The 23,159-nt window shown below is 71.4% G+C and carries 20 protein-coding genes; 6 read left to right on the top strand and 14 right to left on the bottom strand.

The features are described from left to right. Window positions 1–33: 33 nt before the first annotated feature. The 3 genes from CR470_RS15695 to rhaI form a co-directional block, all read right to left on the bottom strand. Window positions 34–1,500: a rhamnulokinase gene (locus tag CR470_RS15695; RefSeq protein ID WP_097868210.1), complete on the bottom strand. Its 1,467-nt coding sequence runs from the start codon at window positions 1,498–1,500 to the stop codon at window positions 34–36. After that, on the bottom strand, window positions 1,497–3,536 hold the full coding sequence (locus CR470_RS15690; RefSeq protein ID WP_097868209.1) for a bifunctional aldolase/short-chain dehydrogenase: 2,040 nt from the start codon (window positions 3,534–3,536) through the stop codon (window positions 1,497–1,499). The genes CR470_RS15695 and CR470_RS15690 overlap by 4 nt, the downstream gene beginning before the upstream one ends. Window positions 3,537–3,609: 73 nt before the next feature. Further along, on the bottom strand, window positions 3,610–4,770 hold the full coding sequence (gene rhaI, locus CR470_RS15685) for an L-rhamnose isomerase (protein ID WP_097868208.1): 1,161 nt from the start codon (window positions 4,768–4,770) through the stop codon (window positions 3,610–3,612). Window positions 4,771–5,029: 259 nt separating this feature from the next. On the opposite strand from rhaI, the gene CR470_RS15680 reads away from it, so the two are divergent. From CR470_RS15680 to CR470_RS15660, 5 genes are all read left to right on the top strand, one after another. Further along, entirely contained in the window at window positions 5,030–6,547 is a 1,518-nt protein-coding gene (locus tag CR470_RS15680) for a sugar ABC transporter ATP-binding protein (RefSeq protein WP_097868207.1), read from the top strand. After that, window positions 6,544–7,584 (top strand): ABC transporter permease, encoded by a 1,041-nt coding sequence (locus CR470_RS15675; RefSeq protein WP_097868206.1) that lies wholly within the window; start codon window positions 6,544–6,546, stop codon window positions 7,582–7,584. The genes CR470_RS15680 and CR470_RS15675 overlap by 4 nt, the downstream gene beginning before the upstream one ends. Next, window positions 7,577–8,569 carry an ABC transporter permease gene (locus CR470_RS15670; RefSeq protein WP_097868205.1) on the top strand — a complete coding sequence of 331 codons (993 nt, stop codon included), beginning with the start codon at window positions 7,577–7,579 and terminating at the stop codon, window positions 8,567–8,569. The genes CR470_RS15675 and CR470_RS15670 overlap by 8 nt, the downstream gene beginning before the upstream one ends. Window positions 8,570–8,618: 49 nt before the next feature. Further along, window positions 8,619–9,701: a rhamnose ABC transporter substrate-binding protein gene (rhaS, locus tag CR470_RS15665; protein WP_097868204.1), complete on the top strand. Its 1,083-nt coding sequence runs from the start codon at window positions 8,619–8,621 to the stop codon at window positions 9,699–9,701. 61 nt (window positions 9,702–9,762) lie between these two features. Beyond that, window positions 9,763–10,788 (top strand): LacI family DNA-binding transcriptional regulator, encoded by a 1,026-nt coding sequence (locus CR470_RS15660; RefSeq protein ID WP_097868203.1) that lies wholly within the window; start codon window positions 9,763–9,765, stop codon window positions 10,786–10,788. A gap of 17 nt (window positions 10,789–10,805) precedes the next feature. Here the strand turns inward: CR470_RS15660 and CR470_RS15655 are convergent, their stop codons facing one another. The 11 genes from CR470_RS15655 to CR470_RS15605 form a co-directional block, all read right to left on the bottom strand. Then, window positions 10,806–11,471, bottom strand: coding sequence for a TOPRIM nucleotidyl transferase/hydrolase domain-containing protein (locus tag CR470_RS15655; RefSeq protein WP_097868202.1), 666 nt, complete (start codon window positions 11,469–11,471; stop codon window positions 10,806–10,808). Window positions 11,472–11,548: 77 nt separating this feature from the next. Then, entirely contained in the window at window positions 11,549–12,754 is a 1,206-nt protein-coding gene (locus CR470_RS15650) for an MFS transporter (protein WP_097868201.1), read from the bottom strand. Continuing rightward, window positions 12,751–13,200 carry a nuclear transport factor 2 family protein gene (locus tag CR470_RS15645; protein WP_097868200.1) on the bottom strand — a complete coding sequence of 150 codons (450 nt, stop codon included), beginning with the start codon at window positions 13,198–13,200 and terminating at the stop codon, window positions 12,751–12,753. The genes CR470_RS15650 and CR470_RS15645 overlap by 4 nt, the downstream gene beginning before the upstream one ends. A 112-nt stretch (window positions 13,201–13,312) precedes the next feature. After that, a complete protein-coding gene (locus CR470_RS15640) occupies window positions 13,313–13,864 on the bottom strand; it encodes a MaoC family dehydratase (protein ID WP_097868199.1) in 552 nt (183 codons plus the stop codon). A 90-nt stretch (window positions 13,865–13,954) separates the two neighbouring features. After that, window positions 13,955–15,313 carry a hypothetical protein gene (locus tag CR470_RS15635; protein ID WP_097868198.1) on the bottom strand — a complete coding sequence of 453 codons (1,359 nt, stop codon included), beginning with the start codon at window positions 15,311–15,313 and terminating at the stop codon, window positions 13,955–13,957. Next, window positions 15,300–16,325: an ornithine cyclodeaminase family protein gene (locus CR470_RS15630; protein WP_097868197.1), complete on the bottom strand. Its 1,026-nt coding sequence runs from the start codon at window positions 16,323–16,325 to the stop codon at window positions 15,300–15,302. The genes CR470_RS15635 and CR470_RS15630 overlap by 14 nt, the downstream gene beginning before the upstream one ends. Continuing rightward, window positions 16,322–17,191, bottom strand: coding sequence for an HpcH/HpaI aldolase/citrate lyase family protein (locus CR470_RS15625; protein WP_097868196.1), 870 nt, complete (start codon window positions 17,189–17,191; stop codon window positions 16,322–16,324). Before CR470_RS15625 ends, CR470_RS15630 begins: the two co-directional genes overlap by 4 nt. Next, window positions 17,188–18,441, bottom strand: coding sequence for an 8-amino-7-oxononanoate synthase family protein (locus CR470_RS15620; protein ID WP_097868195.1), 1,254 nt, complete (start codon window positions 18,439–18,441; stop codon window positions 17,188–17,190). Before CR470_RS15620 ends, CR470_RS15625 begins: the two co-directional genes overlap by 4 nt. After that, entirely contained in the window at window positions 18,438–19,307 is an 870-nt protein-coding gene (locus tag CR470_RS15615) for a cupin-like domain-containing protein (protein WP_218923766.1), read from the bottom strand. Before CR470_RS15615 ends, CR470_RS15620 begins: the two co-directional genes overlap by 4 nt. Window positions 19,308–19,346: 39 nt before the next feature. Further along, on the bottom strand, window positions 19,347–20,360 hold the full coding sequence (gene dmpG, locus CR470_RS15610) for a 4-hydroxy-2-oxovalerate aldolase (protein WP_097868194.1): 1,014 nt from the start codon (window positions 20,358–20,360) through the stop codon (window positions 19,347–19,349). Beyond that, window positions 20,357–21,286 (bottom strand): acetaldehyde dehydrogenase (acetylating), encoded by a 930-nt coding sequence (locus CR470_RS15605; protein WP_097868193.1) that lies wholly within the window; start codon window positions 21,284–21,286, stop codon window positions 20,357–20,359. The genes dmpG and CR470_RS15605 overlap by 4 nt, the downstream gene beginning before the upstream one ends. A 668-nt stretch (window positions 21,287–21,954) precedes the next feature. Between CR470_RS15605 and CR470_RS15600 the strand changes: the two genes are divergently transcribed. Further along, a partial coding sequence (locus CR470_RS15600; protein ID WP_107489468.1) for an MFS transporter occupies window positions 21,955–23,159 on the top strand: 1,205 nt, incomplete at its 3' end.

Here is a 23,159-nt window from a genome sequence, read left to right as displayed (position 1 = left end):
GAGGCGGGATGGTGGGGCGTGGGGTGTGATGCGTCAGGCCAGGGGGCGGTCCGCCCCCTCGATCCGCTGTGCCGCCGCGTCCCAGGCCGACGGGTCGCCGGTCGGTTCGTAGCGGGTCAGGGGCTGGGTGCGGGCGAGGAGTTCACGGGTCGCGGCGAGGTCGCCGGGCAGTCCGCGGGCCCGCGCCTGGACGAGGATGTTGCCGAACGCGGCGGCTTCCGCCGGACCTGCCACGACCGGCAGCCCGCAGGCGTCGGCGGTGAGTTGGCAGAGCAGGGCGTTGCGTGCCCCGCCGCCGACGATGTGCACGACGTCGACCGCGCGGCCGGCCAGGCGCTGGGCCTCGTGGATCGCGCGCCGGTGGGCGAGGGCCAGCGAGTCGAGGACGCAGCGCGTGGTCTCCCCGGGGGTGCGGGGCTCCGGCCCGCCGGTGGCCCGGCAGGCGGCCGCGATGCGCCCGGGCATGTCACCGGGGGCCAGGAACCCGGGATCGGCGGCGTCCATCACGTACCGCAGGGCGGGGACGCGGGCGGCCTCGTGGAGCAGAGAGGTCAGGTTGTCCCGGCCCCAGGAGCGCATGCACTCCTGGAGGAGCCACAGGCCCATGATGTTGCGCAGGAAGCGGACGGTGCCGTCGACGCCCAGCTCGTTGGTGAAGTTCGCGGCCCGGCTCTCCTCGGTGGTGACGGGGGCGGCGAGTTCGAGCCCGGCGAGGGACCAGGTCCCGGTGCAGAGGTAGGCGAACCGCTCCCCCCGCCCGGCGGGGACGGCGGCGACGGCGGAGGCGGTGTCGTGCGAGCCGACGGTCGTCACCGGTACGGGGCCGGGCAGTCCGGTCAGCTCCTGGACCAGGGGCAGTGTCGAGCCGGCGGGGTCGCCGGGGCGGCGCAGCGGTGCGAAGAGCCCGAGGTCGATACCGAGGCGGTGGGCCAGGGCGCGGTTCCAGGCTCCGGTGCGCGGGTCGACGAGCTGGGTGGTGGAGGCGTTGGTCAGCTCGGTGCCCTGCTCCCCCGTGAGCCAGTACGAGATCAGGTCGGGGATCAGCAGGAGCCTTTCCGCAGCCGCGAGTTGGGGGGTGTCGCGAGCGGCCGCGAGTTGGTAGAGCGTGTTGAACGGGGCGTGCTGGATGCCGGTCGCCCGGTAGAGGGTCTCGGGTGGGACCGTGGCCCACACCCGCTCCGGGACTCCTTCGGTGCGGTGGTCCCGGTAGTGGACGGGGTTGCCGAGGAGGGACCCGTCGGCGTCGAGCAGCCCGTAGTCGACCGCCCAGCTGTCGATGCCCAGGGAGTCGACCGGGCCGGCCGCGCGCAGCCCGTCGAGCACTCCCCGGTAGAGGCCGAGGATGTCCCAGCGCAGGCCCTCCGGGAGGTGCACGGGCTGGTTGGGGAAGCGGTGGACCTCGGTGAGGTCCAGGGTGTCGGGGCCGACGCGGCCGACCATGAGCCGGCCGCTGGAGGCTCCCAGGTCGGCCGCGGCGAGGGTCTGCGTGCGGGCGCTCATCGCAGGAAGGCCCCGGCGACCCCGGCGTCGACGGGGATGTGGAGGCCGGTGGTGTGGGTGAGGTCGCCGCCGGTGAGGGCGAAGACGGCGTTCGCGACGTGTTCGGGCAGCACCTCTCGTTTGAGGAGGGTGCGTTGGGCGTAGAACTCGCCGAGCTTCTCCTCCTCGATCCCGTACGTCGCGGCGCGCCGCGCCCCCCATCCGCCGGCGAAGATGCCGGAGCCGCGCACGACACCGTCCGGGTTGACGCCGTTGACGCGAATGCCGTCTTCGCCCAGTTCGGCGGCGAGCAGTCGCACTTGGTGGGCCTGGTCGGCCTTGGCGGCGGAGTACGCGACGTTGTTGGGACCGGCGAAGACGGCGTTCTTCGAGGCGATGTAGACGAGGTCGCCTCCGAAACCCTGGGCGCGCATGACACGCACGGCCTCGCGGGAGACGAGGAAGGAGCCCCGGGCCATGATGGCGTGCTGGAGGTCCCAGTCCCGGACGGTGGTCTCCGCCAAGGGCTTGGAGATGGAGATGCCCGCGTTGTTGACCACCAGGTCGACGCCGCCGAAGGCGAGCGCCGCCGCCTCGAAGGCACCGGCGACCTGCTCCTCGCTGGTGACGTCGACCGTGACGGCCACCGCCCTGTCGGGGCCGCCCAGTTCCTCGGCGACGGCGGCCGCGCTCTCCGCGTTCAGGTCCGCGACGACCACGCACGCGCCCTCCGCGACGAGGCGGCGGGCGATGGCCCTGCCGATGCCGCTGCCCGCGCCGGTCACCAGGGCGATGCGGGTGGCGAGCGGCTTCGGCGTCGGCAACCGCCGGAGCTTGGCCTCCTCCAGGGACCAGTACTCGATGCGGAACTTCTCCGACTCCTCGATCGGCGCGTACGAGGAGACCGCTTCCGCGCCGCGCATCACGTTGATCGCGTTGAGGTAGAACTCCCCCGCCACCCGGGCGGTCTGCTTGTCCTTGCCGAAGCTGAACATGCCCACGCCGGGGATCAGCACGATCGCCGGGTCCGCGCCCCGCATCGGGGGCGAGCCGGGCTCCGCGTGGCGGGCGTAGTAGGCGGCGTACTCCTCCCGGTAGGCGGCGTGCAGCTCGCCCAGGCGCTCGACGGCGAGAGCCGGTTCGGCGGTCGGCGGCAGGTCGAGGACCAGGGGCCTGACCTTCGTACGGAGGAAGTGGTCCGGGCATGAGGTGCCGAGGGCGGCGAGCCTCGGGTGCTCGGTGCGGGCGAGGAAGTCCAGGACGGCGTCGGAGTCGTCGAAGTGCCCGACCTGGGGGCGGTCCTGGGAGGCGAGGGCACGTAGGTGCGGGGCGAGGGCGGCGGCCCGCTCACGGCGTTCGGCCCGGGGCAGCGCCTCGTACCCGTCGAGGACCGGTCCGAACGGCTCGGGCCTTCCCCGCTCGGCCAGGAACGTCTCGGCGGTGCGGATGATGTGGAGCGCGTTGTCCTCGCACTCCTTCGACGTCTCGCCCCAGGCGGTGATGCCGTGGCCGCCCAGGACGCAGCCGATGGCTCCCGGGTTCGCCTCCTTGACCGCGGCGATGTCCAGGCCGAGCTGGAATCCGGGGCGTCGCCAGGGGACCCAGGCGACCTTCGCGCCGAAGCAGTCGGCGGTCAGCTTCTCCCCGTCGGCGGCGCAGGCGAGCGCGATCCCGGAGTCGGGGTGCAGGTGGTCGACGTGCGGGGCGTCGACGAGCCCGTGCATGGCGGTGTCGATGGAGGGGGCCGCGCCGCCCTTGCCGTGCAGGCAGTAATCGAACGCGGCGACCATCTCGTCCTCGCGCTCCACGCCCGCGTAGACGCCCCGCAGTGCGCGCAGCCGGTCGAGGCGGAGCACGGCGAGCCCTTCGGCGGTGAGGGTGCCGAGGTCGCCGCCGGAGCCCTTGACCCACATCAGTTCGACGTCCTCGCCGGTGACCGGGTCGGGCGCGGCGCCCTTGGCGGAGGCGTTGCCGCCCGCGAAGTTCGTGTTGCGCGGGTCGGAGCCGAGCCGGCGGGAGCGGGCCAGGAGTGCTGCGGCTTCGGGGTGGAGTGCCATGGGTTCCTCGGTGTCCTTCGCGAAGGGTCGGCGGAGAGGTGGATCCGGGGTGGCGGGGACGCTCCGGAGGCCGTTACGCCCCCCAGCCCGCCTGCTGTCCGCCGATCCGCTCCTCGGCGGTCTTCGTCGCCCAGCCGGAGCGGCGGTAGGCGGCCATCGGGTCGCCGTCGAGGCCCTGTTCCTCGCGGACCTCGGCGAGCAGGGGGCGTACGTCGGTGTTGTAGGCGTCCATGAGCGCGGCGTTGGCCTCCAGGACGTCGCCGGTGCGCTGGGCGGCGGCCAGGGCTTCCCGGTCCACGAGGAGGGCTTTCGCCGTGGCCTCCTGGACGTTCATGACCGAGCGGATGACCGCGGGGATCTTCTCCTCGATGTTGTGGCACTGGTCGAGCATGAAGGCCACGTTCCCCGTGAGCCCGCCGCCGCTGACGACCTCGTACATGATGCGGAAGAGCTGGAAGGGGTCGGCCGCGCCCACCATCAGGTCGTCGTCGGCGTAGAAGCGGGAGTTGAAGTCGAAGGCTCCGAGCCGCCCTTCGCGCAGCAGGGTCGCGACGATGAACTCGATGTTGGTGCCGGGTGCGTGGTGCCCGGTGTCCACGACGACCTGTGCCCGGGGTCCGAGCTTGAGGCAGTGGGCGTAGGCCGTTCCCCAGTCCGGGACGTCGGTCGTGTAGAAGGCGGGCTCGAACAGCTTGTACTCCAGGAGCATCCGCTGGTCGTCGCCGAGCCGTTCGTACACGGCGGCCAGGGCCTCGGCGAGCCGGTCCTGGCGCTCGCGGATGTCGTCCTGACCGGGGTAGTTCGTGCCGTCCGCGAACCACAGCTTGAGGTCCCGGGATCCCGTCGCGTCCATGATGTCGACGCACGCCAGGAGGTGGTCCAGCGCCTTGCGGCGCACGGCCGGGTCCGGGTGGCAGACGCTGCCGAGGCGGAAGTCGTCGTCCTGGAAGGTGTTGGCGTTGACGGTCCCGAGGGTGAGGCCCCGGTCGCGGGCGTGCGCCGCGAGTGCCGCGCAGTCGTCGACCGTGTCCCAGGGAATATGGAGGGCGACGGTGGGCGCGGCTCCGGTGAACTCGTGCACCTTCGCCGCGTCGTCCAGTTTCTCCTGGGGGGTGCGGGGCACGCCGGGCCGGGAGAAGACCTTGAAGCGGGTCCCCGAGTTCCCGTACGCCCATGAGGGGGTCTCGATGGCCTGGGACGTGAGGGCGGCCTTCACCGTGGCGGGGTCGGTCACTTCATCGCTCCTGTGACGTCGGCGTGAACACTGATGAATCTGAAACGATTCACGCGGCTGAAGGTAGGAGCGACCCCGAGGACTGTCAACCCCTCCCGCGCACAGTGCTCGCTATAACCCTCCCAATCCTCGGCACAGTTGAGAATTCTCGTTCACCCCCATTGACGCGCTCCGAGCGACCGGCCTACCGTCCCGGCAACTCATTTGAAACCTTTCACGCTGCTGGGAGGACGCCCTCCGCATCGTTGAGGAGCCACCGATGACCCACCGGTCCGCCAAGGATCCGACCCCCGTGCTGGCACTGAGGGACGTCTCCAAGTCCTTCGGCGCCGTACGAGCCCTGCGGGACGTCTCCCTCGACCTGTTTCCCGGCGAGGTCCACGCCCTCGCCGGGGAGAACGGCGCGGGCAAGTCGACCCTGATCAAGACGTTCGCCGGAGTGCACCGGCCCGACGCCGGTCAGCTTCTGCTGGACGGCGAGCCGGCCACCTTCCACGGCCCCGCCGACGCCCGTGACGCCGGTATCGCCGTCATCTACCAGGAGCCCACGCTCTTCCCCGACCTGTCGATCGCGGAGAACATCTTCATGGGCCGTCAGCCCCGGCGGACGTATCGCCGGATCGACCACTGGGCCACCCGGGCCGCCACGGCCGCCCTCATGCACCGGCTCGGGGTCGGGCTCGACCCCGACCGTCCGGCGCGCGGGCTCTCGATCGCCGACCAGCAGATCGTCGAGATCGCCAAGGCCCTCTCCTTCGACGCCCGCGTCCTGATCATGGACGAGCCGACGGCCGCCCTGACCGGCAGCGAGGTGGCACGGCTCTTCGGTGTGGTCCGCGCCCTGCGCGAGCAGGGGGCCGCCGTGCTGTTCATCTCGCACCGGCTGGAGGAGATCTTCCGTATCTGCGAACGCGTCACGACCCTGCGGGACGGCGCGCTGATCGCCAGTGAACCGCTGACGGGCATGACCGAGGAGGACCTCGTCCGGCGGATGGTCGGCCGGGACCTGGACGAGCTCTATCCGAAGCAGGACGTGAAGGCGGGCTCGGTGGCCCTCAGCGTCCGGCGGCTCACCCGCGAGGGCGTGTTCACCGACGTCTCCTTCGATGTGCGCCGCGGCGAGATCGTCGGCATGGCGGGGCTGGTCGGCGCCGGGCGTACGGAGGTGGCGCGGGCGGTCTTCGGTGTCGACCGGTGGGACGCCGGCGAGGTCGAGGTGGCCGGGCGGACGCTCGTCAACGGCGCCCCGTCCACCGCCATGGCCGCCGGGCTCGCCCTGGTCCCCGAGGACCGTCGCGCCCAGGGCCTGGTGATGGGCATGTCCATCGAGCGGAACATCGGGCTCACCGGTCTGCGGGCCACCCGGAGGGCAGGGCTGATGGACCGGGGCGCCGAGCGCAGCCGGTCGCTCGACTGGGCGGTCAGGCTCCAGGTGAAGTACGCCCGGATCGCCGATGCCGTGTCCACCCTGTCCGGCGGCAACCAGCAGAAGGTGGTCCTGGCCAAGTGGCTCGCCACCGGCCCCGCCGTGCTGATCGTCGACGAGCCGACGCGCGGCATCGACGTCGGCACCAAGGCGGAGGTGCACCGGCTGCTGAGCGCGTTGGCGGCCGACGGGGTGGCGGTGCTGATGATCTCCTCCGATCTGCCCGAGATCCTCGGTATGGCCGACCGGGTGCTGGTGATGCACGAGGGCCGCCTCACCGCCGAGATCCCCCGCTCCGACGCCACCGAGGAGACCGTGATGGCCGCCGCCACCGGAAGGGCCGCCGCATGACGGTGACGACGAACGAACCGGCGCCCGTCGCGCCGATACCCGCCTCCAGCAGCACCCGGCTCGTCGACCGCGTGTTCAGGATGCGTGAACTGGCGATCCTGATCGTGCTGTTGGTGATGATCGTCCTCACCCAGCTCGGCAACAGCGCGTTCCTCTCCGAGCAGGGCATCAAGGATCTGCTGCTCAACGCGACGATCCTGGTGCTGGTCGCCACCGGCCAGTCGTTGGTGGTCATCACCCGCAACGTCGACCTGTCCGTGGGCTCGACGCTCGGCATCAGCGCCTTCGCCGCCGGCACATATCTCCAGGGCGGCGGGAACCCGGTGGTGGCGGTGGTCCTGGCCGTCCTGCTGGGTGTCGGCCTCGGGCTGCTGAACGGGCTGCTCGTGAGCCTCGGCCAAGTGCCCGCGCTGGTCGTGACCCTGGGGACGCTCTACATCATCCGGGGCATCGACTCGATCTGGGTCGGCTCACGGCAGATCACGGCGGCAGATCTGCCGGGCGGCTTCGTGGACTTCGGATCCGGCGGCATCTCGGCCGTGCCCTGGCTCGCGATGCTCGCCCTGGTGCTCCTGGTGTCCACGGCGTACTACCTGAAGCACTTCGGCAGCGGGCGTGAGCTGTACGCGCTGGGCTCCGACCCGGAGGCCGCCCGGCTGGCGGGGATCCCCGTCCGCCGGCGGATCCTGCTCGCCTACACCTTCTGCGGGGCGCTGGCCGGTCTCGCCGGCGCGCTGTACCTGGCGCGCTTCGGGAACGTCGACTCGGGCACCGGCACGGGTTACGAACTCACCGTCGTCAGCGCGGTCGTGGTCGGTGGTGTGGTCTTCACCGGCGGCTCCGGCACGGTCTACGGCGCGGCGCTCGGCGCGCTGCTGCTGACCTCGGTCAACAGCGTGCTGCCCGCGCTCGGCGTCAGCTCCGTGTGGGTCCTCGCGATCAACGGCTTCCTGCTCATCCTCGCCATCGCGGCCGACCGGATCGTCGCCCTGCGCGTGGCGTCCGCACTGAAGAAGAGGAACGCCCGCCATGGCTGACTCCGCACGCGTGCGCGCCGTCCGCTGGGACACGGCCGTCGGCGCCCTCCTGATCGTGGTGCTGCTGCTGTCCTTCGGCTTCGTCGACGGCTTCGGCAACGCCCTCAACCTGTCGTTCCTGATCGGCAACACCCTTCCCATCGCGCTGATCGCGCTCCCGATGACCCTGCTGGTGGTCTCCGGGGAGATCGATCTCTCGGTGGCGTCCACGGCCGGCCTCTCGGGGGCGGTGATGGGGGCGCTGTGGAACCGGGGCCTGCCGATCGAGGCGATCATCCCCGTCTGTCTGCTGCTCGGCGTGGTCTGCGGGCTGGTCAACGGGCTGTTGGTCACCCGGCTCGGGCTGCCGTCGCTGGCGGTCACCATCGGAACGCTGGCCGCCTACCGGGGCATCGCGCAGATCGTGCTGGGCTCGGACGCCGTCACCGACTTTCCCTCCCCCTACCTGGACTTCGCCGCCGGACGGATCGGCGACACGTTCGTCCCGTACGCCCTCCTGCCGTTCCTGGCACTCCTCGCCGTCGCCGTACTCGCCCTGCACGCGACGGCGTTCGGACGTTCCCTGTTCGCGACGGGGGCCAACGAGGAGGCGGCCAGGTTCGCGGGCGTGCGGGTGAAGCGGCAGAAACTGATCCTGTTCACGGTCACCGGCCTCATGGCCTCCCTCACCGGGGTGTTCTGGGCGCTGCACTACGCCAGCGCCCGGTTCGACAACGCCACCGGTCTCGAACTGTCCGTCGTGGCAGCCGTGTTGCTCGGCGGCATCGACTTCGACGGCGGCCGGGGAACGCTCGGCGGCGCGATCGCGGGCGTGTTCCTGCTCGGCGCGCTGCAGAACGTGATGAGCCTGGGAGACGTCTCCGCGCAGTCGCAGATCGTCGTCACCGGCGTGCTGCTCGTCGTCTCCGTGCTCGGCCCGCGCGTCGGGCGCCACATCTCCGTCGCGAGGGCGGGGCGACGATCCGCCTCGGCCCCGACTCCGTAACCACGTGCTCGGCACCGTACCCCGCCCTTCTTCCGCAAAGGACCCTGCCATGCGTACGTCATCGATCCGCCACACCTGTGCGGCCCTCGCGGCCGTCACCTCCCTCGCGCTCGCCGTCACGGCGTGCGGGGGCACCACCAAGAGCGACGTGAAGAAGGAAGGCGCATCGGCCGCCTCCGCCGGGGAGGCGGACCCGGACGCGCCCACCAAGAAGGGCCTGACCGTCGGCTTCCTGCCGAAGCAGGTCAACAACCCCTACTTCACCACCGCCGACAAGGGCGGGCAGCAGGCAGTCGAGGCGCTGGGGTCCACCTTCAAGGAGGTCGGCCCGACCAGCGCCACCGACACCTCCGGCCAGGTCTCCTACGTCAACACCCTCACCCAGCAGCAGGTCGACGCCATCGCCGTGTCCGCCCAGGACCCGGGTGCGCTGTGCACCGCGCTCAAGCAGGCCATGAAGAGCGGCGTCAAGGTCGTCACCTACGACTCCGACACCAAGACCGACTGCCGCAACGTCTTCATCTCGCAGGCGGGGGCCGAGGACCTGGGCCGCACCCAGGTCCAGCTGCTCGCCGAGCAGATCGACTACCGGGGCGAGATCGCGATCCTGTCCGCCGCCCAGACCGCGACGAACCAGAACCTGTGGACCGACTACATGAAGGACGAGCTGAAGGACCCGAAGTACAAGGACGTGAAGCTGGTGAAGGTGGCGTACGGCAACGACGACGCCCAGCAGTCCTTCCAGCAGACGCAGGGGCTGCTGCAGGAGCATCCGAATCTCGCCGGGATCGTCTCGCCGACCACGGTCGGCATCAAGGCGGCGGCGCAGTACCTGTCGGGTTCGAAGTACCGGGGCAAGGTCAAGCTGTCCGGTCTCGGCACCCCCAACGACCTGCGCTCGTACGTGAAGAACGGCACCGTCGAGGCGTTCGAGCTGTGGGACCCGGCGAAGCTCGGCGCGCTGGCCGGCCACGCCTCGGTCGCCCTGGCGTCCGGGCAGATCACCGGCGCGGAGGGCCAGACCTTCGAGGCGGGTGACCTGGGCACGTACACGATCGGGAAGGACGGGGTGGTCAGCCTCGGCAAGCCGACGGTGTTCGACAAGGACAACATCGACGACTTCGACTTCTGATGCGCGCGGATAGGCTGAGGGCTCGTCCCACGTCCCTCGCCCCTCTGGAGGTCTCCGTCTGATGGCCCGGTCGGTGGGTATCAAGGACGTGGCCCGGGCCGCCGGAGTCTCGGTGGGCACGGTCTCCAACGTCATCAACCGCCCGGACACGGTCGGACCCGACACCCGGGCCCGCGTGCTGTCGGCGATCGACCGGCTCGGTTACGTCCGCAGCGAGTCGGCGCGGCAGTTGCGGGCGGGGCGCAGCCGGATCATGGGGCTGCTGGTCCTCGACATGGGCAACCCGTTCTTCGTCGACGTGGCGCGCGGGGCGGAGCGGGCCGCACGTGAGGCGGGGCTCGGTGTGATGGTCTGCAACAGTGCGCAGAGCTCCGGCGAGGAGGCGGAGTATCTGGCGCTCTTCGCGGAGCAGCGGGTCCGGGGCGTCCTGCTGACCCCCGCCGACGCGACCGGGCGCAACATCGAGGCGTTCCGGCGCCACGACATCCCCTTCGTCCTGGTCGACCGGGTCGCCGAGGGAACCACCGAGTGCTCGGTGTCGGTCGACGACGTGGCGGGCGGGGCGCTGGCGGTGCGGCACCTGCTGCACGCGGGGCACCGCTCCATCGCGTACGTGAGCGGGCCGCCCGGCTTCAACCAGGTCCGGGACCGCCGTACGGGTGCGCTCGCCGCGCTCGCCGAGGCGGGTCTCGGTCCGGACGCCCTGCGGGAGCTGCCCACGGAACGGCTCGACGTGGCGGCGGGGCGGGACGCGGGGGCCCGGCTGCTGGGGCTGTCCGACCGTCCGACCGCCGTGTTCTGCGCCAACGACCTGCTCGCCCTGGGCGTCCTCCAGTCGCTGTTCGCCGCCGGGGTCTCCGTTCCCGGCGATCTGGCGCTGGTGGGCTACGACGACATCGAGTTCGCGGCGGCGGCCGCCGTGCCGCTGACGTCCGTACGGCAGCCGGCGGCGACGATGGGGGCGCTGGCGGCGGGTCTGCTCCTGGAGGAGACCGGGGCCGGGGCGGCGGACGTGCCGCACGAACACCGGCGGGTGGTGCTGCAGCCGGAGCTGGTGGTGCGCCGCTCCAGCCTCGCCCCGCGCTGAGACCCGGGGGCCTCCGGTCAGATGTGGGAGAGCAGTCCATCCAGCGGTCCCGGCAGACGTGCCAGGTCCAGCGCTTCCGTCAGCGCTCGCGCGTAGTGCTCCTTGCGGCCGCCGATGGTCCCCATGAACCGCCGCAACTGCGCCTCGACCGTCCGCTCCCGCTGGGCGGGCTGCCGTTGGAAGATGCGGAAGGTACGCAGGTCGCCCTGGCCGTCGATGACCTGCTGGACGCCGTCGGTGCCGAGCGCCCGGATCAGCTCGTCCTCCAGGTCCGCGTGGCAGGTGAAGAAGCCCAGCGTCTCCAGGTCGCCGGGGGTGCGGACGGTGCCGAAGCCGGTCCGCTCCAGGCCCTGGCGGAAAAACCGTTGCTCTGCCGCGTCGCACAGGCCGGCGGGCCGGACGTCGAGGCCGTCGGGTCCCAGGAGGCGCAGATAGCGGGTGATGCTGGTGGCGCCCCCGAGCGGCACGACCACGACGCCCTCGGCGCTCAGGGTGCGGCTCTGGCGTTCGGCGAGGGCCTCGACCGCCGCCCGGTCGCTGACGCCCTCGACGAACACCACGGTGCGCAGGCCCAGGTCGGCCGCCAGCTCACGGGCGGCCCCGGCCTCGGCGGGCGCCGGTGCGCCCCCGTCGCCCGCGGCCCAGGCGATGACCGTCTGCCGGAAGCGCGTCGCTGTGTCCACGGAGCCAGTCTCGCACCATGATCGGCGGGTACGGCAGTGGTTTTCGGGTACGCCGGCGAGGACCGCTTCCCGGTACGTCAGCGGGGTGCGGGAGGCCGCCGCGCCAGATACAGGCCGACGCCCAGGGCGAGCGCCAGAACACAGCCGGCGAAGGTCAGCCCGGCGTTCCTGAGCCCGATCCCCAGGGTGAGGGCGCCGACCCCGACCACGGGCAGGGAGATGCCCAGGTAGGCGATGACGAAGAAGGCGGACACGGTCGCGGCCCGGTGCTCGGCCGGCGCGGCGGTGCTGATCGCCGTCACCGCGGCGCGGAACGCCAGCCCCTGACCGAGGCCGCCGCACAGCGCACCGGCGACGAGCAGAGGAAGCGAGGCGAACAGCAACGAGGCGCCCACCAGCAGGAGTCCGGCAACCAGGACGAAGCAGCCGCCCGGCAGGGCCCGCCGCTCGCCGACCCGCCCCATGAGCGCCTGCCCGGCCGTCGAGGCGAGGAAGACGGAGAAGACGACGAGTCCCGTCAGAGCCAGGTTGTGCACGTCGAGCGTCTCGGCCACGAACGCGGGGGCGACCGCCGTGAAGAGACCCAGCAGGGAGAACCCGGCGAAGGCGGCCAGCGCCGAGGTGGCGAACACGCCGCGCATCGCGGGAGGGACGGCCAGCCCCTGGGGCCGCAGCCGCAGTCCCCGTACCCGGGAGGAGGCGACCGTCTCGGGCAGGAACCAGGTCAGCGCGGCCGCCACGGCGATCAGCGCCAGGTGGACGACGAAGGGGAGCCGCAGGGGCCAGGGGGCGTACTCGGCGAGCAGCCCGGACAGCAGCGGGCCGCACCCCAGGCCGCCCATGTTGGCGGCGGTCGCGGCCAGCCCTGCCCTCGCCGCGCGCCCCGGCGGGGCCAGTTCCATCACCGTGACGGTCGCCGCGCCGCTCAGCAGTCCGGCGGCGAACCCGGAGAGGAGGCGGCCGGCGAAGAGGGCGGGGAGCCCGCCCTCGAAGAGGAAGCACAGGGCGCTGGCCGCCGAGAAGCCCAGGGCGGCCAGGAGCACGGGCCGCCGCCCCGCCTCGTCGGAGACGTTTCCGGCGAGCAGGAGGGTGGCGATCACTCCCAGGGCGTAGACGGCGAACACCACGGTCACCATCAGCTCGGAGAAGCCGAGCTGCTCGCGGTAGAGGCCGTAGAGCGGTGTGGGGAGCGTGGTGCCCGCCATGCCGATGGCGAAGACGGCCGCCGCGGCCGGGTGGCCGAGGCGTTTCCTCCGGTGGGCGGAGCCGGTCGTCCGGCTCATGCGCCGGGCGGCGGGTCCGTCGGGGCGGCGGAGGTGATGTGGGTGAGCACGCACAGCCAGCGGCCTCCGCGCCGGACGAAGACGTCCGTGACCCATTCGTCGGCGTCGAAGCGGCGGCCACCGTAGTGGGCGGTGTTCATCATCCGTGCGGTGACCGTGGCGGTGTCCCCGTGGACCCGGACCCTCGACGGGCTGATGACCCGCATCGCCGAGTGGCTCAGGTCGCCGGAAGCGACGTAGCCGAGGAAAGCGTCCCGGTCCGTGATGCCGGACTCGGAGACGATGACCCACTCGTCCGCCATGAAGGCCCTGATCCGCGGCACGTCGTTCGAGACGATCGCGGCGGACCATTCCTCCACCAGGGCGACGATCCGGGCCTGTACCGCGGGATCCTGGACGTCGGCGCCGCTCGGCGGCGTCCCGGAGCCGGCTCCGCTGTCTTCCATTGTTCGAGCGTAGCGGCGGGGCACGCGGCCCGCAGTTCATGGGCGGCCGGGCGGGCGGCCGCCCATGAACCGAACGGGCACGGGGCGATACGGGGACCAGCGCCTCCGTGCTCTACGCGGGCGGGCCGTCGACAGCGGCGGTCGCGCCCCCGGGGACTTGGCCCTTCGGTGGCTCGGGCAGCTCACGGCAGCGCACCATGAAGGACCGCTCGAAGACGATGACGGTCTCTCCCGTCGACTTCGTTCCCGTCGTCTCCACCGTGATGATTCCCTGGCCCGGCCGGGACCGGGACAGCCGCTTGTCGAGGATGCGGCTCGTCGCGTAGAGGGTGTCGCCGACGAAGACGGGGCTCTTCAGACGGACCTTGTCCCAGCCCAGGTTGGCCACCGCCCGCGCCGACAGCGCCTGCACGGTCATCCCGCCGACCAGGCACAGCGTGATGCCACTGTTCACCAGGACCCTTCCGTACTCGGCGCCGGCGCCGTAGTGCTGGTCGAAGTGGAGCGGGTGCTGATTCATCGTCAGCAGGGTCAGCCAGGTGTTGTCGGCCTCCGAGAGGGTACGGCCCGGCCAGTGGCGGATCACCATGCCCGGCTCGAAGTCCTCGAAGTCCCCGCCGTGCTCCTCGACGTACTCGTTGTCCTTGACGTGACGCAGGGTCATGCGGCATCTCTCCGGTGATGTCACTTGATACGGGGCGGCGGCTCGGACGGCACACCGGCACTGAGGGCGGGGCGTGCGGGGGTGCTGCCGTCAGATCGCCACCATCACGTTGTCGGAGCTGCTCGTTCCTCCTCGGACACTGACGATCCCGGCGGAACCGTCGCCGAAGAACCGGCAGAACAGCCCGGCCGGACGGCCGCCGAACAGCAGAGGCCCCAGCACCGGGGCGACCTCGACGTCGTACGGCTCGTCGACCCCGTCGGCGATCAGCGCGACCCGGCAGGTCCCCGGCCGCACGAACTCCTGCACCACGCTGGTGCGGCCCTCGACGGCCTCGCCGACGGCGGACTCCCACGCGGCCTGATCGGCCTCGCGGCCGATGAGCACCTGTTGCCCGCTCTCGCCGAGGGCCGCCTTGAGCACCAGCAGCTCGCGGTTCTTCAACACGAACGGCAGCAGGTCGACCTGCCGGCCCTCGCGCTCGGTCCTGCGCTCGGAGAGGATCCGTGTCCACGGCAGGTACCGGTCGATGAGCCTGCGGTCGCCCTCGGTCATCCAGGGCCGTCCCTCCGACAGGAGCCCCATGGTGAGCTTGCTGTGCAGGAAGGTCGATGTCTGGGTGCCCACCAGCAGGCAGCCGTGGTCCAGGGCGTCCTGGACGGGAGTGGTGTCGAGGCCCGCGTCGAGCCAGTCCGGAATGGTGAAGTTCCGCAGTCCGACCGGGTAGCGCAGATGCGGGGCGCAGTCCCACGCCTCGGACAGCTCCTCCGGCTCGAAGAAGCGTGCGGTCAGGCCGTGACTGTTGTAGTAGTCGGCCTCCATCTCGAAGTACCGTCGCTCCACGCCGGTCACCCGGGCACTGCCGACGACGGCCACCCTCGGCGCCACCGCCGACTCCGCGCTGAGCGACCGGAACATCTCGGCGCGTACGGCGAACGGGTTCGGCGAACGGAACGGGGCCCGGCCCTCTTCGTCGGCGTGCAGCCCGCGCCACACGGCCAGACGGCTCCGGGTCTCCACCACGCCACCGAGCGCACCGCTGACGTTGAACTCCAGGAACTGCGGCCCGTCGGGCCCGATGACCAGGTCCGGTCGGACCACGGAGTCGGCGTACCGCTCCTCGACGAACGGGTCGCGCATCCACAGCCGGTCCTCGGTGGCGGGCATCTCGTAGGCCGTCAGCCTGTCGGCGGTGGTGTGCCCGCTCTCCAGGGCGGCCCGGCGCAGCAGATCGACCAGGGCGACGCTCGCCCGGAAGATCTCGGCGTAGGCCGCGCGCGGGATCGCCAGCGGCGCCGCGGGAAGAACCTTCTGGTACGGCCAGCCGGTGTCCCGCAGCTCGTGCCGCAGCATGTGCCGGATCGTGTCCGCCGACGCGGCGGGCCTCAGCCGGTGACGGCCGAACCACGGGTGCCCCTGTCCTGGACCGAGGTCCTCATGCGTGTCCATCCGGCACTCCCTCCTTCGTCGGCGGAACGGCGGTCTGATCGCCGGTTCCCCGCTCGGCCGTACGGCGCTCCTCGAACAGCGCCACCGCGGCGGCGGTGTCCTCGATGGCCATGCCGACCGTGCGCAGGACCGTGGTCCGGCCGGTGACGCCGACCCCGCCGCTCACCAGGCTGCCCAGTTCGTGCAGGTCTTCGGCCTTGATCAGGCCGTCGGCCAGGGCGGCCCGGATCTCACCCGCTCCGTCCAGCGCCGCGGCCCGGTCCTCGACGAGGGTCACGGCTCCGGCCAGCAGGGCGGGGGCGAGCTCGACGGCGTCCGGGTGGGTTCCGCCGATCACGTTCACATGCGCCCCGGGGGTCACCCAGTCCGCCTCCACCACGGGTGTGCCGTCGTCGGTCGAGGTGGCCGTGCAGATGATCGCCGCGTCGGTGACGGCGTCCCTCGCGGTGTCGCAGACCGTCACGCGGACGGGTCGTGGTGCGGTGTCGCGGATCAGTTCGGCGAGCTTCTCCGCCCCGGCGCGGGTGCGCGAGTGGACGCGGACGGTACGGATCGGGCGTACCGCCGTCACCGCCCGGACGAGGGCGCGGGCCTGCACCCCCGCGCCGATCACCGCCAGGTCGTCGGCGTCCTCGGGGGTGCACCAGCGGGTCGCCAGAGCGGCGACCGCGCCGGTGCGGACGGCGGTGAGCTCGGCGCCGTCCAGGAGCGCGGTGATCCGTCCGGTCTCCAGGTCGGTGAGCGCGACGATGCCGTGGATCAGCGGCAGCCCGCGTACCGGGTTGTCGGGGGTGAGCGTGGTGACCTTGACGCTGCCCACCGCGCGCTGCTCCCAGACAGCGGGGCTGACCAGGAGGACGCGCCGGTCACCGTGTTCGACGACCGTGCGGGCCGGGGAGCGGGTCCGGCCGGCGGCCAGGTCGACGAACATCTCGCCGAGCATGTCGATGACGCGGAGCATCCGCCGGGTACCGGCCATGTCGGCGGCCTGGACCATCACCGGCGCGCTCACGCGGTTCCACCGTCGCGGCCGAACCGGCTCGTCCAGGCGTCCTCGCGCGCCACCGTGGTGCGGGCCAGCCGGGCGAACGGCGGGCCGACCATGTTGCCCTCCAGGACGGCGATCCCGCCGTCGGCCGCCGCGACGGCCTCCACCACTCGGCGCGCCAGTCCCAGATCGTCGGGCCGGGGCCGCAGGAGGCGGTTGATCACGTCGAGTTCGCCCGGATGCACCGTGGCCTTGCCGTGGAAGCCGAGCGCCCGCGCCCGGGTGGTCTCCTCGGCGAGGACCGCCGGTTCGGCGAGCCGGTAGTTGGCGGTGTCGACGCACGCCGTGCCGTGCCGGGCGCAGGCCAGCGCCATCGCCTGCCGGGCGGCCAGCATGGCTTCCCAGCTGATGTCGACACCGAGTGTGGCGGCCAGATCGGCCGAGCCGAGCACCAGTCCGTCGGCGGAGCGCGCGATGGAGTCGACGCGGGTGACCGCCTCGACCGTCTCGACCGTCACGTAGATCTCGGGGGTCGCGCCCGCCGAGGCCAGCATCCGGCGCAGCAGCTCGACCTCGTCCGCCGAGGTCACCATCGTCATCAGGACGATGCCGGGCCGCACCGGGCTCTCGGCCAGCATCAGGACGTCCTGGACCCCCGCGAGGCTGCCGAGTTCGTTCATCCGCACGGCGACGTGTCCCGGCCGCGGCGTCTTCTCCAGCGCGGCCCGGCAGACCGTGCGGGCGGCCTGCTTGTCGGCGGGCGGTACGGAGTCCTCCAGGTCGATCAGGTGGACGTCCGCGTCGTACGACCAGGCCTTCACCACCTTCTCCGGCGACAGGGCCGGCGTGTAGAGGATGCTGCGCGGTATCGCCCTTGCCGCCCCGGTCACCGGGACACCGCCCCGGAGGGTGCGGCCGCCGGGCGCGCCCCGGCCTCGATCAACGCGGTGCTGAGCCGCTTGATCTGCTCCGCGCTCTGGCCGGCCCGCAGCATCACCCGCAGTCCGGCGGTGCCGCGCGCGACGATCGGGAAGAACACCGGTGAGGTGTAGAACCCGGCCGCGAAGACCTGTTTGGCCGCCTCGACGACCGTGTCGTCAGCCATCGGCACCACCCGGATCGGGTAGGTGCTGTCGGCCTGCTCGGTCAGGACGAGCGAGTCGAACAGCGCGATGTTGGACCGCAGGCGCTCCTGCAGCCGGGTGAGTTCCTCGGTGCGGTGGATCTCGGCCGAGGCGAGTGCCGCACCGACGGCGGCGGCGTTCATCTTCTGCGAGTAGCCCAGCGGGCCCGCGAACCGTTCGATGAGCCGGCGCGTCTCCTCGGGGTAGCCGTCGAGCAGGATCGCCGTGCCTCCGGCCCCGAATCCCTTGGTCAGGGTCGCCACGGTGATGGTCCGTTCGTCCAGCACCGGGGAGTGCGTGCGTACGTAGCCGATGCCGCGCTCGCCGTACGCGGACAGCGAGTGCGAGTCGTCGTAGAAGACCATGAGGTTGTACTTCTCCTGCAGTTCGGCCAGTTGCTCGACGGGCGCGTAGCCGCCGAGGCTGTCCGAGCCGTCCACCACGTAGCAGACACGTTCGTAGGTGCGGCACATGTCCTCGAGGAAGTCGAGGTCGTGGTGGCCGCAGGTCACGACCTCGCTCTCGTCGGCGCAGCTCGGCTTGGCGTTGGCCAGGGAGACATGGGCGTTCTTGTCGAACACCATCAGCGGCTTGGTGCCGTTGCCGAGGTGTCCCGACGCGATCATCGGCAGCAGACCGGTGCTGGCCGCCGCGGTGGAGATCGCGCTGATCACCATCGCGCCGAACAGCTCCCCCAGCGACTCCTCCAGCTCCAGCAGCACCGGTGTCTGGACGCGGGTGCGCGGGATGCAGTGGTCGAGCACCCCGAAGCGGCGCAGCGAGGCGACCGCACCGTCGATGACCTTGGGGTGGGTGTCCAGGTCCAGGTAGGAGCAGACGGTGAAGTTGACGAATTCATGCCCGTCGGGCATGTGGAACACGCCGTCCTCCAGGTCGCCGACGATGCCCGCGACCCCGTTCTCGTAGGACTGGTTCCAGAAGGCGTTGCCGATCCCGATGAGTTTGTCGTTGTTGCGGTACCGGTGGGTGGGGGTGATGGTCCTGCGCTCGCTCATCGGGAGTTCCCCTCGGTGGGCTTGTAGCTGTAGACGCCCTTGAGTCTCCGGTAGGCGTACGTGTACAGGGCGACGCCGAGCACATGCGGCCTGCGGAGGATCTTCTTGGACTTGAGCCAGAAGTTGACGTTGATGTTCATCTCGCCCAGCGACTCGGCCTGGTGCCACCAGCCGAGCGGCAGATAGAGCATGTGACCCGGTTCGAGGACGAAGTCGCGGCGCTGGGCGAGTTTGGCCGCGAGCCTCGGGTAGCGCGACAGGTCGACGTCGTCGAGGTCGACGACGTTCGACTTGTCTCCGAACCCTCGCAGAACCGACCTCGGGTAGTAGGCCCGAACGCCGGGTGGAGCGATGATGAACCGCTTGCGGCCCTCGAGCGCGATGTTGAAGTTCTCGAACTCGTCGAAGTGGTTCTTGGTGAACACGCCGCGGTGGCTGATCCACAGGTTGGCCGCGTACAGGCTGTCGCCGTAGCCGAAGAACTCCTCGGCGTCGAAGCCGATGACGGCGTTCACGTCGGCCGGACTGCTGCGGATGTTCGACACCACCCGGTGCCAGGTGTCCGTGCTGGTCAGGTGCCGCTCGTCCGCGAAGAACTCGCGGAGCTTGATGTCGCGTGTCTCCCAGCGCCCCGGGTGGTTCTTGTCGCCCGGCTCGGTGAACAGGGTGACGGTCATCTCGGCCAGGCGTGCCGCCACTTCGTCCCGTCCGAGCCCCTGCACATCGGCAGGCAGCTTGATCACCACGGGTCGGTCGGCCTCGTACAGCCCCCGGGGGCCCACGGCCAGGAACTCGTCGAACGACATACGGGTGATCTCGACACCCGCTGTCCCGTTCGACCCGGGCACAGCTTCCGGAACTGCCATGTCGCTGGTCGTCCTCTCTTCGCCGGGTCTCATGCCGCGTCAGCCGTCGGTCCCGCGGCCGCTCAACTCCGCCACCACGTCCACGATCAGGTCCTCCTGGCCGGCGATGGCCTGCCGTCGGCCGAGTTCGAAGAAGACCTCGCGCGGGTCCACGCCCGCGGCCCCGGAGAGTTCGACGACCCGGTGTTTGAAGCCGGAGAACACTCCCGCCAGACCGCTGACGATGCTCATCGAGGCGGTCACCGGTGGTGCGGGCATGAGTTCGCGCTCGGCGAGGTCGGCGGCGTCCAGCAGCGCGTACAGGTCGATGCCCGTGGCGAAGCCGCTGCGCTCCAGCACCGGTACCAGCACTTCGAGCTGGGTGTTGCCCGCCCCGGCTCCGAAGCCGCGGGCGCAGCCGTCGATGATCAGGGCGCCGGCGTCGGCGGCGGCCACCGAGTTGGCGACGGCCATTCCGAGATTGTTGTGTCCGTGGAAGATCACCGGGGCGGTGTCGACCGCCTCGACGATCGCGCCGATCCGTGCGGTGACGTCAGGAGGGAGGAAGTGACCCGCGGAGTCCATGATCCCCACGGCCTGCGCCCCGTATCCGACGGCCCGTGCGGCCTGCTCGGCCAGTTCGTCCGGGGAGGCCATATGGCTCATCATCAGGACGCAGTGGGCTTCGACGCCCGCGTCCCGCAGGAAGCCCAGATGGTGTTCGGCCAAGGACGCCTCGGTGGCGTGTACGCCGACGCGGAAGACGTCGACCCCGTGGGCGATCGCCCGCCGGAGGTCGTCGGAAGTGCCCCAGCCGGGCAGCATGAAGGTACCCAACCGGCTGTGGCGCAGCGCCTCGCGGACGGTCGACAGCATCTCGTCGTCGGTCGCCGCCGCAAGCCCCACCTGCAACGAGGAGGCGCCCAGGCCGTTGCCGTGGCCGACCTCCACCACCGGGATCCGCGCCGCGTCCGCCGCTTCCGCGTAACGGCGCAGAGCGGTCAGTCCGAGCTGGTGGCGGACGGCGTGCTGGCCGTCGCGCAGCGTCGGGTCGTGGATCACCAGCTGCTTCATGACGTCACCCCCGTCCGCGACACCCGGTCCGGCCGGGCCGCGTACTGCTCGGCGACCATGACGGCGGCGGCGTTGATGATGTCGAGGTTCCCCGCGTACGGAGGCAGGACGTCACTGTGCGCCGTGACCTTGAGGACGATCGTCACCAGGTCGCCGACCGCGGTGCAGGCGACGACCTGGTACCCGGGGGCGAAGGACCGCACCTGCTCGGCCGCCCGGTCGACCACCGCTCGCACCGCCGCCGGATCGGCGTCGGGCACCCGGGCATGGATGACGGTCCGGAAGGTGGCCGGCGGCACCGCGGGACTGATGTTGAGGATCACCTTGACGTCACTCACGCCGGAGAACGTCGTCACGGCATGACCGGTGGCGGTCACGTACTCGTCGAGGTTCAGTCTGGTCGCGCGGCCGGCCACGTCACTCGCGACGGTCGACACGACTTCCAGGTACGTCACCGGGAAACGGGCCGCGAGCGCGTGCACGACCGGAACGGACGCCTGTCCGCCGCAGCTGATCAGATTGACGTTGCGCGCGGCCTGGGCCGCGACCCCGGTCACGGTGGGCGCCACCATCTGGCCGACCTTGCTGGGGGTCAGGTCGATCACCAGCGTCCCGAGCGGCTCCAGCAGCGGCCAGTGGACCCGGTGGGACGCGGCGCTGGTGGCGTCGAAGACGACGTCGAACGGGCTCGCCGCCGCCAGTACGGCGTCGATACCCGCGGCGGTGGTGGCGCAGCCGAGGCTTTCGGCGTACCGCAGACCCGCCGAATCCGGGTTGCGTCCGGCCACCAGCCGGCAGTCCAGCATGGGTGACCGGTCGATCTTGCTGACCAGGTCCCGCCCGATCGCCCCGGTGCCGATGACGGCGACCGTCACCGTTTCGACGATGTCCGGCCGGGCGTTCGTCAGGCTCTCCGCGAGACTCACCGTATGCCTCCGAGGCGCCGGAGGTGGTGGACCAGCGGATGACGTGAGAGACGACGGCGGGCGCCGGTCGTATGTCTCGCCGCATCGGGTTCGTAGGTTCTCATGAACGTTGTTCCCACCCTTCCATCTGCGCGCGGCTGCTCCGCGGCAGTCCTGGCCGCGGGCAGCCAGCCGCCGAGAGCCGAAGCGTCAGTGGGGCGAAGCGCGGTCGGGTGCTTGGAGGACGAACAAGCACCAGCCACATGTCGTCGCGCCGAAACTGTCGGCCCTGAGCACGAACCGGAGGCTTGACGCGGTGTGCTGAAGCCCCGTTGACGGCATGTCCTCCCATGCATGCGCGTCGCTGACCGCCGATTCACGCGCCCAGCGGCGGTGAACATATCAGAAGACCGCAGGACACAACCCCCCTCATTCACACATGATTTGATCTTCCCGGGAGCGCGCTCGGCCGGTTCGCCCCGGGCAGATGAGCGGCGGTTATGAGTCCCTCCCGGCGGAGCCCGATCTTTCCCTCGACTCCACCGCGGACGCCGACTACTCTCGGGAACCCCGCGCACCTGGCTGTGCGGGCCTCGGCGAACGACGACGGGCTGGTGGGGCGTCGACGGCGGGGCAGCCACATCGAAGGGGGAGGCAATGTACTGCCGGTCGCGCTGCCACGCGCTTTCATGACCGCGTCGACGACGGACAAGGCCGACGCGCAACGGCCCCTTCTGGGACGTGACTTCTCCCGGTTGTGGTGGTCCGCCGCCGTGTCCTCGCTCGGTGACGGGGCCACGATCGCCGCCGCGCCCCTGCTGGCCACCCGTCTGACCGACGACCCCCGCCTGATCGGCGCGGCCTCGGTCGCCTTCACCGCGCCGTTCCTGCTGTTCGGCATCCCGGCGGGGCTGCTGGTCGACCGCATCGACATCCGGGCGATGATGGTGCGCGTCGACATCGGCCGGGCCGTCCTGCTGGCGGTGCTCACCCTCGGGATCCTCGGTGGCTGGGGCGGGTTGCCGCTGCTCTACGTATGCATGTTCCTGCTCGGCGTCGGCGAGGTCCTCTGCCGCAACGCGGCCCAGGTACTCGTTCCCTTCATCACCCCGCAGGCCGGACTCTCCACCGCGAACGCCCGCATCATGGCCGCGCAGGAGGCCGGCACCGGTTTCATCGGCCCGCTCCTCGGCGCGCTGATGTTCGGTGTGGCGACGGCCCTGCCCTTCGGCGTGGATGCGGCCACCTTCCTGTGCTCCGCCGTCCTGATCAGCCGCATCCGCCGCACCCGGCCCGTCGAGCGTGGACCGGACAGGGCCGGCGTGCTGTCGGAGATGCTGGCGGGCGCCAGATGGCTGTTCTCGCATCACCTGCTGCGCAGCCTCGCCCTGGTGTCCTGTCTGATCAACCTCGCCGGGAGCGCGATGCTGGCGGTCCTCGTGGTGCACAGCGGGAAGGTGCTCGGCCTGGGTCCGTTCGGGTACGGCGTCCTGCTCGCCTGCCAAGCCGTGGGAGCCGTCGTGGCCTCACGCTTCGCCCCCGCGCTGACGGAACGTCTCGGCCGGGAAGGAGCGCTGGTCGCCACCGCCGTCCTGATCACCACGAGCGAGACGGTGCTCGCCGCCGTGCCCTCGGTGTACGCGGCCGGCGTGGCCCTCGCGATCTTCGCGTGCGGGACGGTGACGTGGAACGTCGTCGTGGTCGTCCTGCGGCAGACCCTGGTGCCGCAGCACCTGCTCGGGCGGGCGAACAGCGTGTACCGGCTCGTGGCCTGGGGCGGGCTGCCCGTCGGTGCGGCGGCCGGCGGCATCGTCGCCGCCGAGGTCGGCACCCGCGCCGTGTTCGGCGGCGGCGCGGTCGTCATGGCGGTGGTCGCGATGGGGCTCCTCGGGGG

The organism is Streptomyces sp. rh34, from assembly GCF_002551245.1.
GTDB lineage: Bacteria > Actinomycetota > Actinomycetes > Streptomycetales > Streptomycetaceae > Streptomyces.
The sequence above is the reverse complement of the archived record's forward strand: the minus strand, read 5'-3'. Positions and strand labels throughout refer to the sequence as shown.

Coding starts and splice junctions, on each gene's coding strand:
- CR470_RS15670 (WP_097868205.1), top strand. CDS start 7,577: ATGGCTGACTCCGCACGCGTGCGCGCCGTCCGCTGGGACACGGCCGTC.
- rhaS (WP_097868204.1), top strand. CDS start 8,619: ATGCGTACGTCATCGATCCGCCACACCTGTGCGGCCCTCGCGGCCGTC.
- dmpG (WP_097868194.1), bottom strand. CDS start 20,360: ATGAAGCAGCTGGTGATCCACGACCCGACGCTGCGCGACGGCCAGCAC.
- CR470_RS15690 (WP_097868209.1), bottom strand. CDS start 3,536: ATGGCACTCCACCCCGAAGCCGCAGCACTCCTGGCCCGCTCCCGCCGG.
- CR470_RS15620 (WP_097868195.1), bottom strand. CDS start 18,441: ATGAGCGAGCGCAGGACCATCACCCCCACCCACCGGTACCGCAACAAC.
- CR470_RS15660 (WP_097868203.1), top strand. CDS start 9,763: ATGGCCCGGTCGGTGGGTATCAAGGACGTGGCCCGGGCCGCCGGAGTC.
- CR470_RS15640 (WP_097868199.1), bottom strand. CDS start 13,864: ATGACCCTGCGTCACGTCAAGGACAACGAGTACGTCGAGGAGCACGGC.
- CR470_RS15680 (WP_097868207.1), top strand. CDS start 5,030: ATGACCCACCGGTCCGCCAAGGATCCGACCCCCGTGCTGGCACTGAGG.
- CR470_RS15675 (WP_097868206.1), top strand. CDS start 6,544: ATGACGGTGACGACGAACGAACCGGCGCCCGTCGCGCCGATACCCGCC.
- CR470_RS15635 (WP_097868198.1), bottom strand. CDS start 15,313: ATGGACACGCATGAGGACCTCGGTCCAGGACAGGGGCACCCGTGGTTC.
- CR470_RS15695 (WP_097868210.1), bottom strand. CDS start 1,500: ATGAGCGCCCGCACGCAGACCCTCGCCGCGGCCGACCTGGGAGCCTCC.
- CR470_RS15645 (WP_097868200.1), bottom strand. CDS start 13,200: ATGGAAGACAGCGGAGCCGGCTCCGGGACGCCGCCGAGCGGCGCCGAC.
- CR470_RS15650 (WP_097868201.1), bottom strand. CDS start 12,754: ATGAGCCGGACGACCGGCTCCGCCCACCGGAGGAAACGCCTCGGCCAC.
- CR470_RS15615 (WP_218923766.1), bottom strand. CDS start 19,307: ATGGCAGTTCCGGAAGCTGTGCCCGGGTCGAACGGGACAGCGGGTGTC.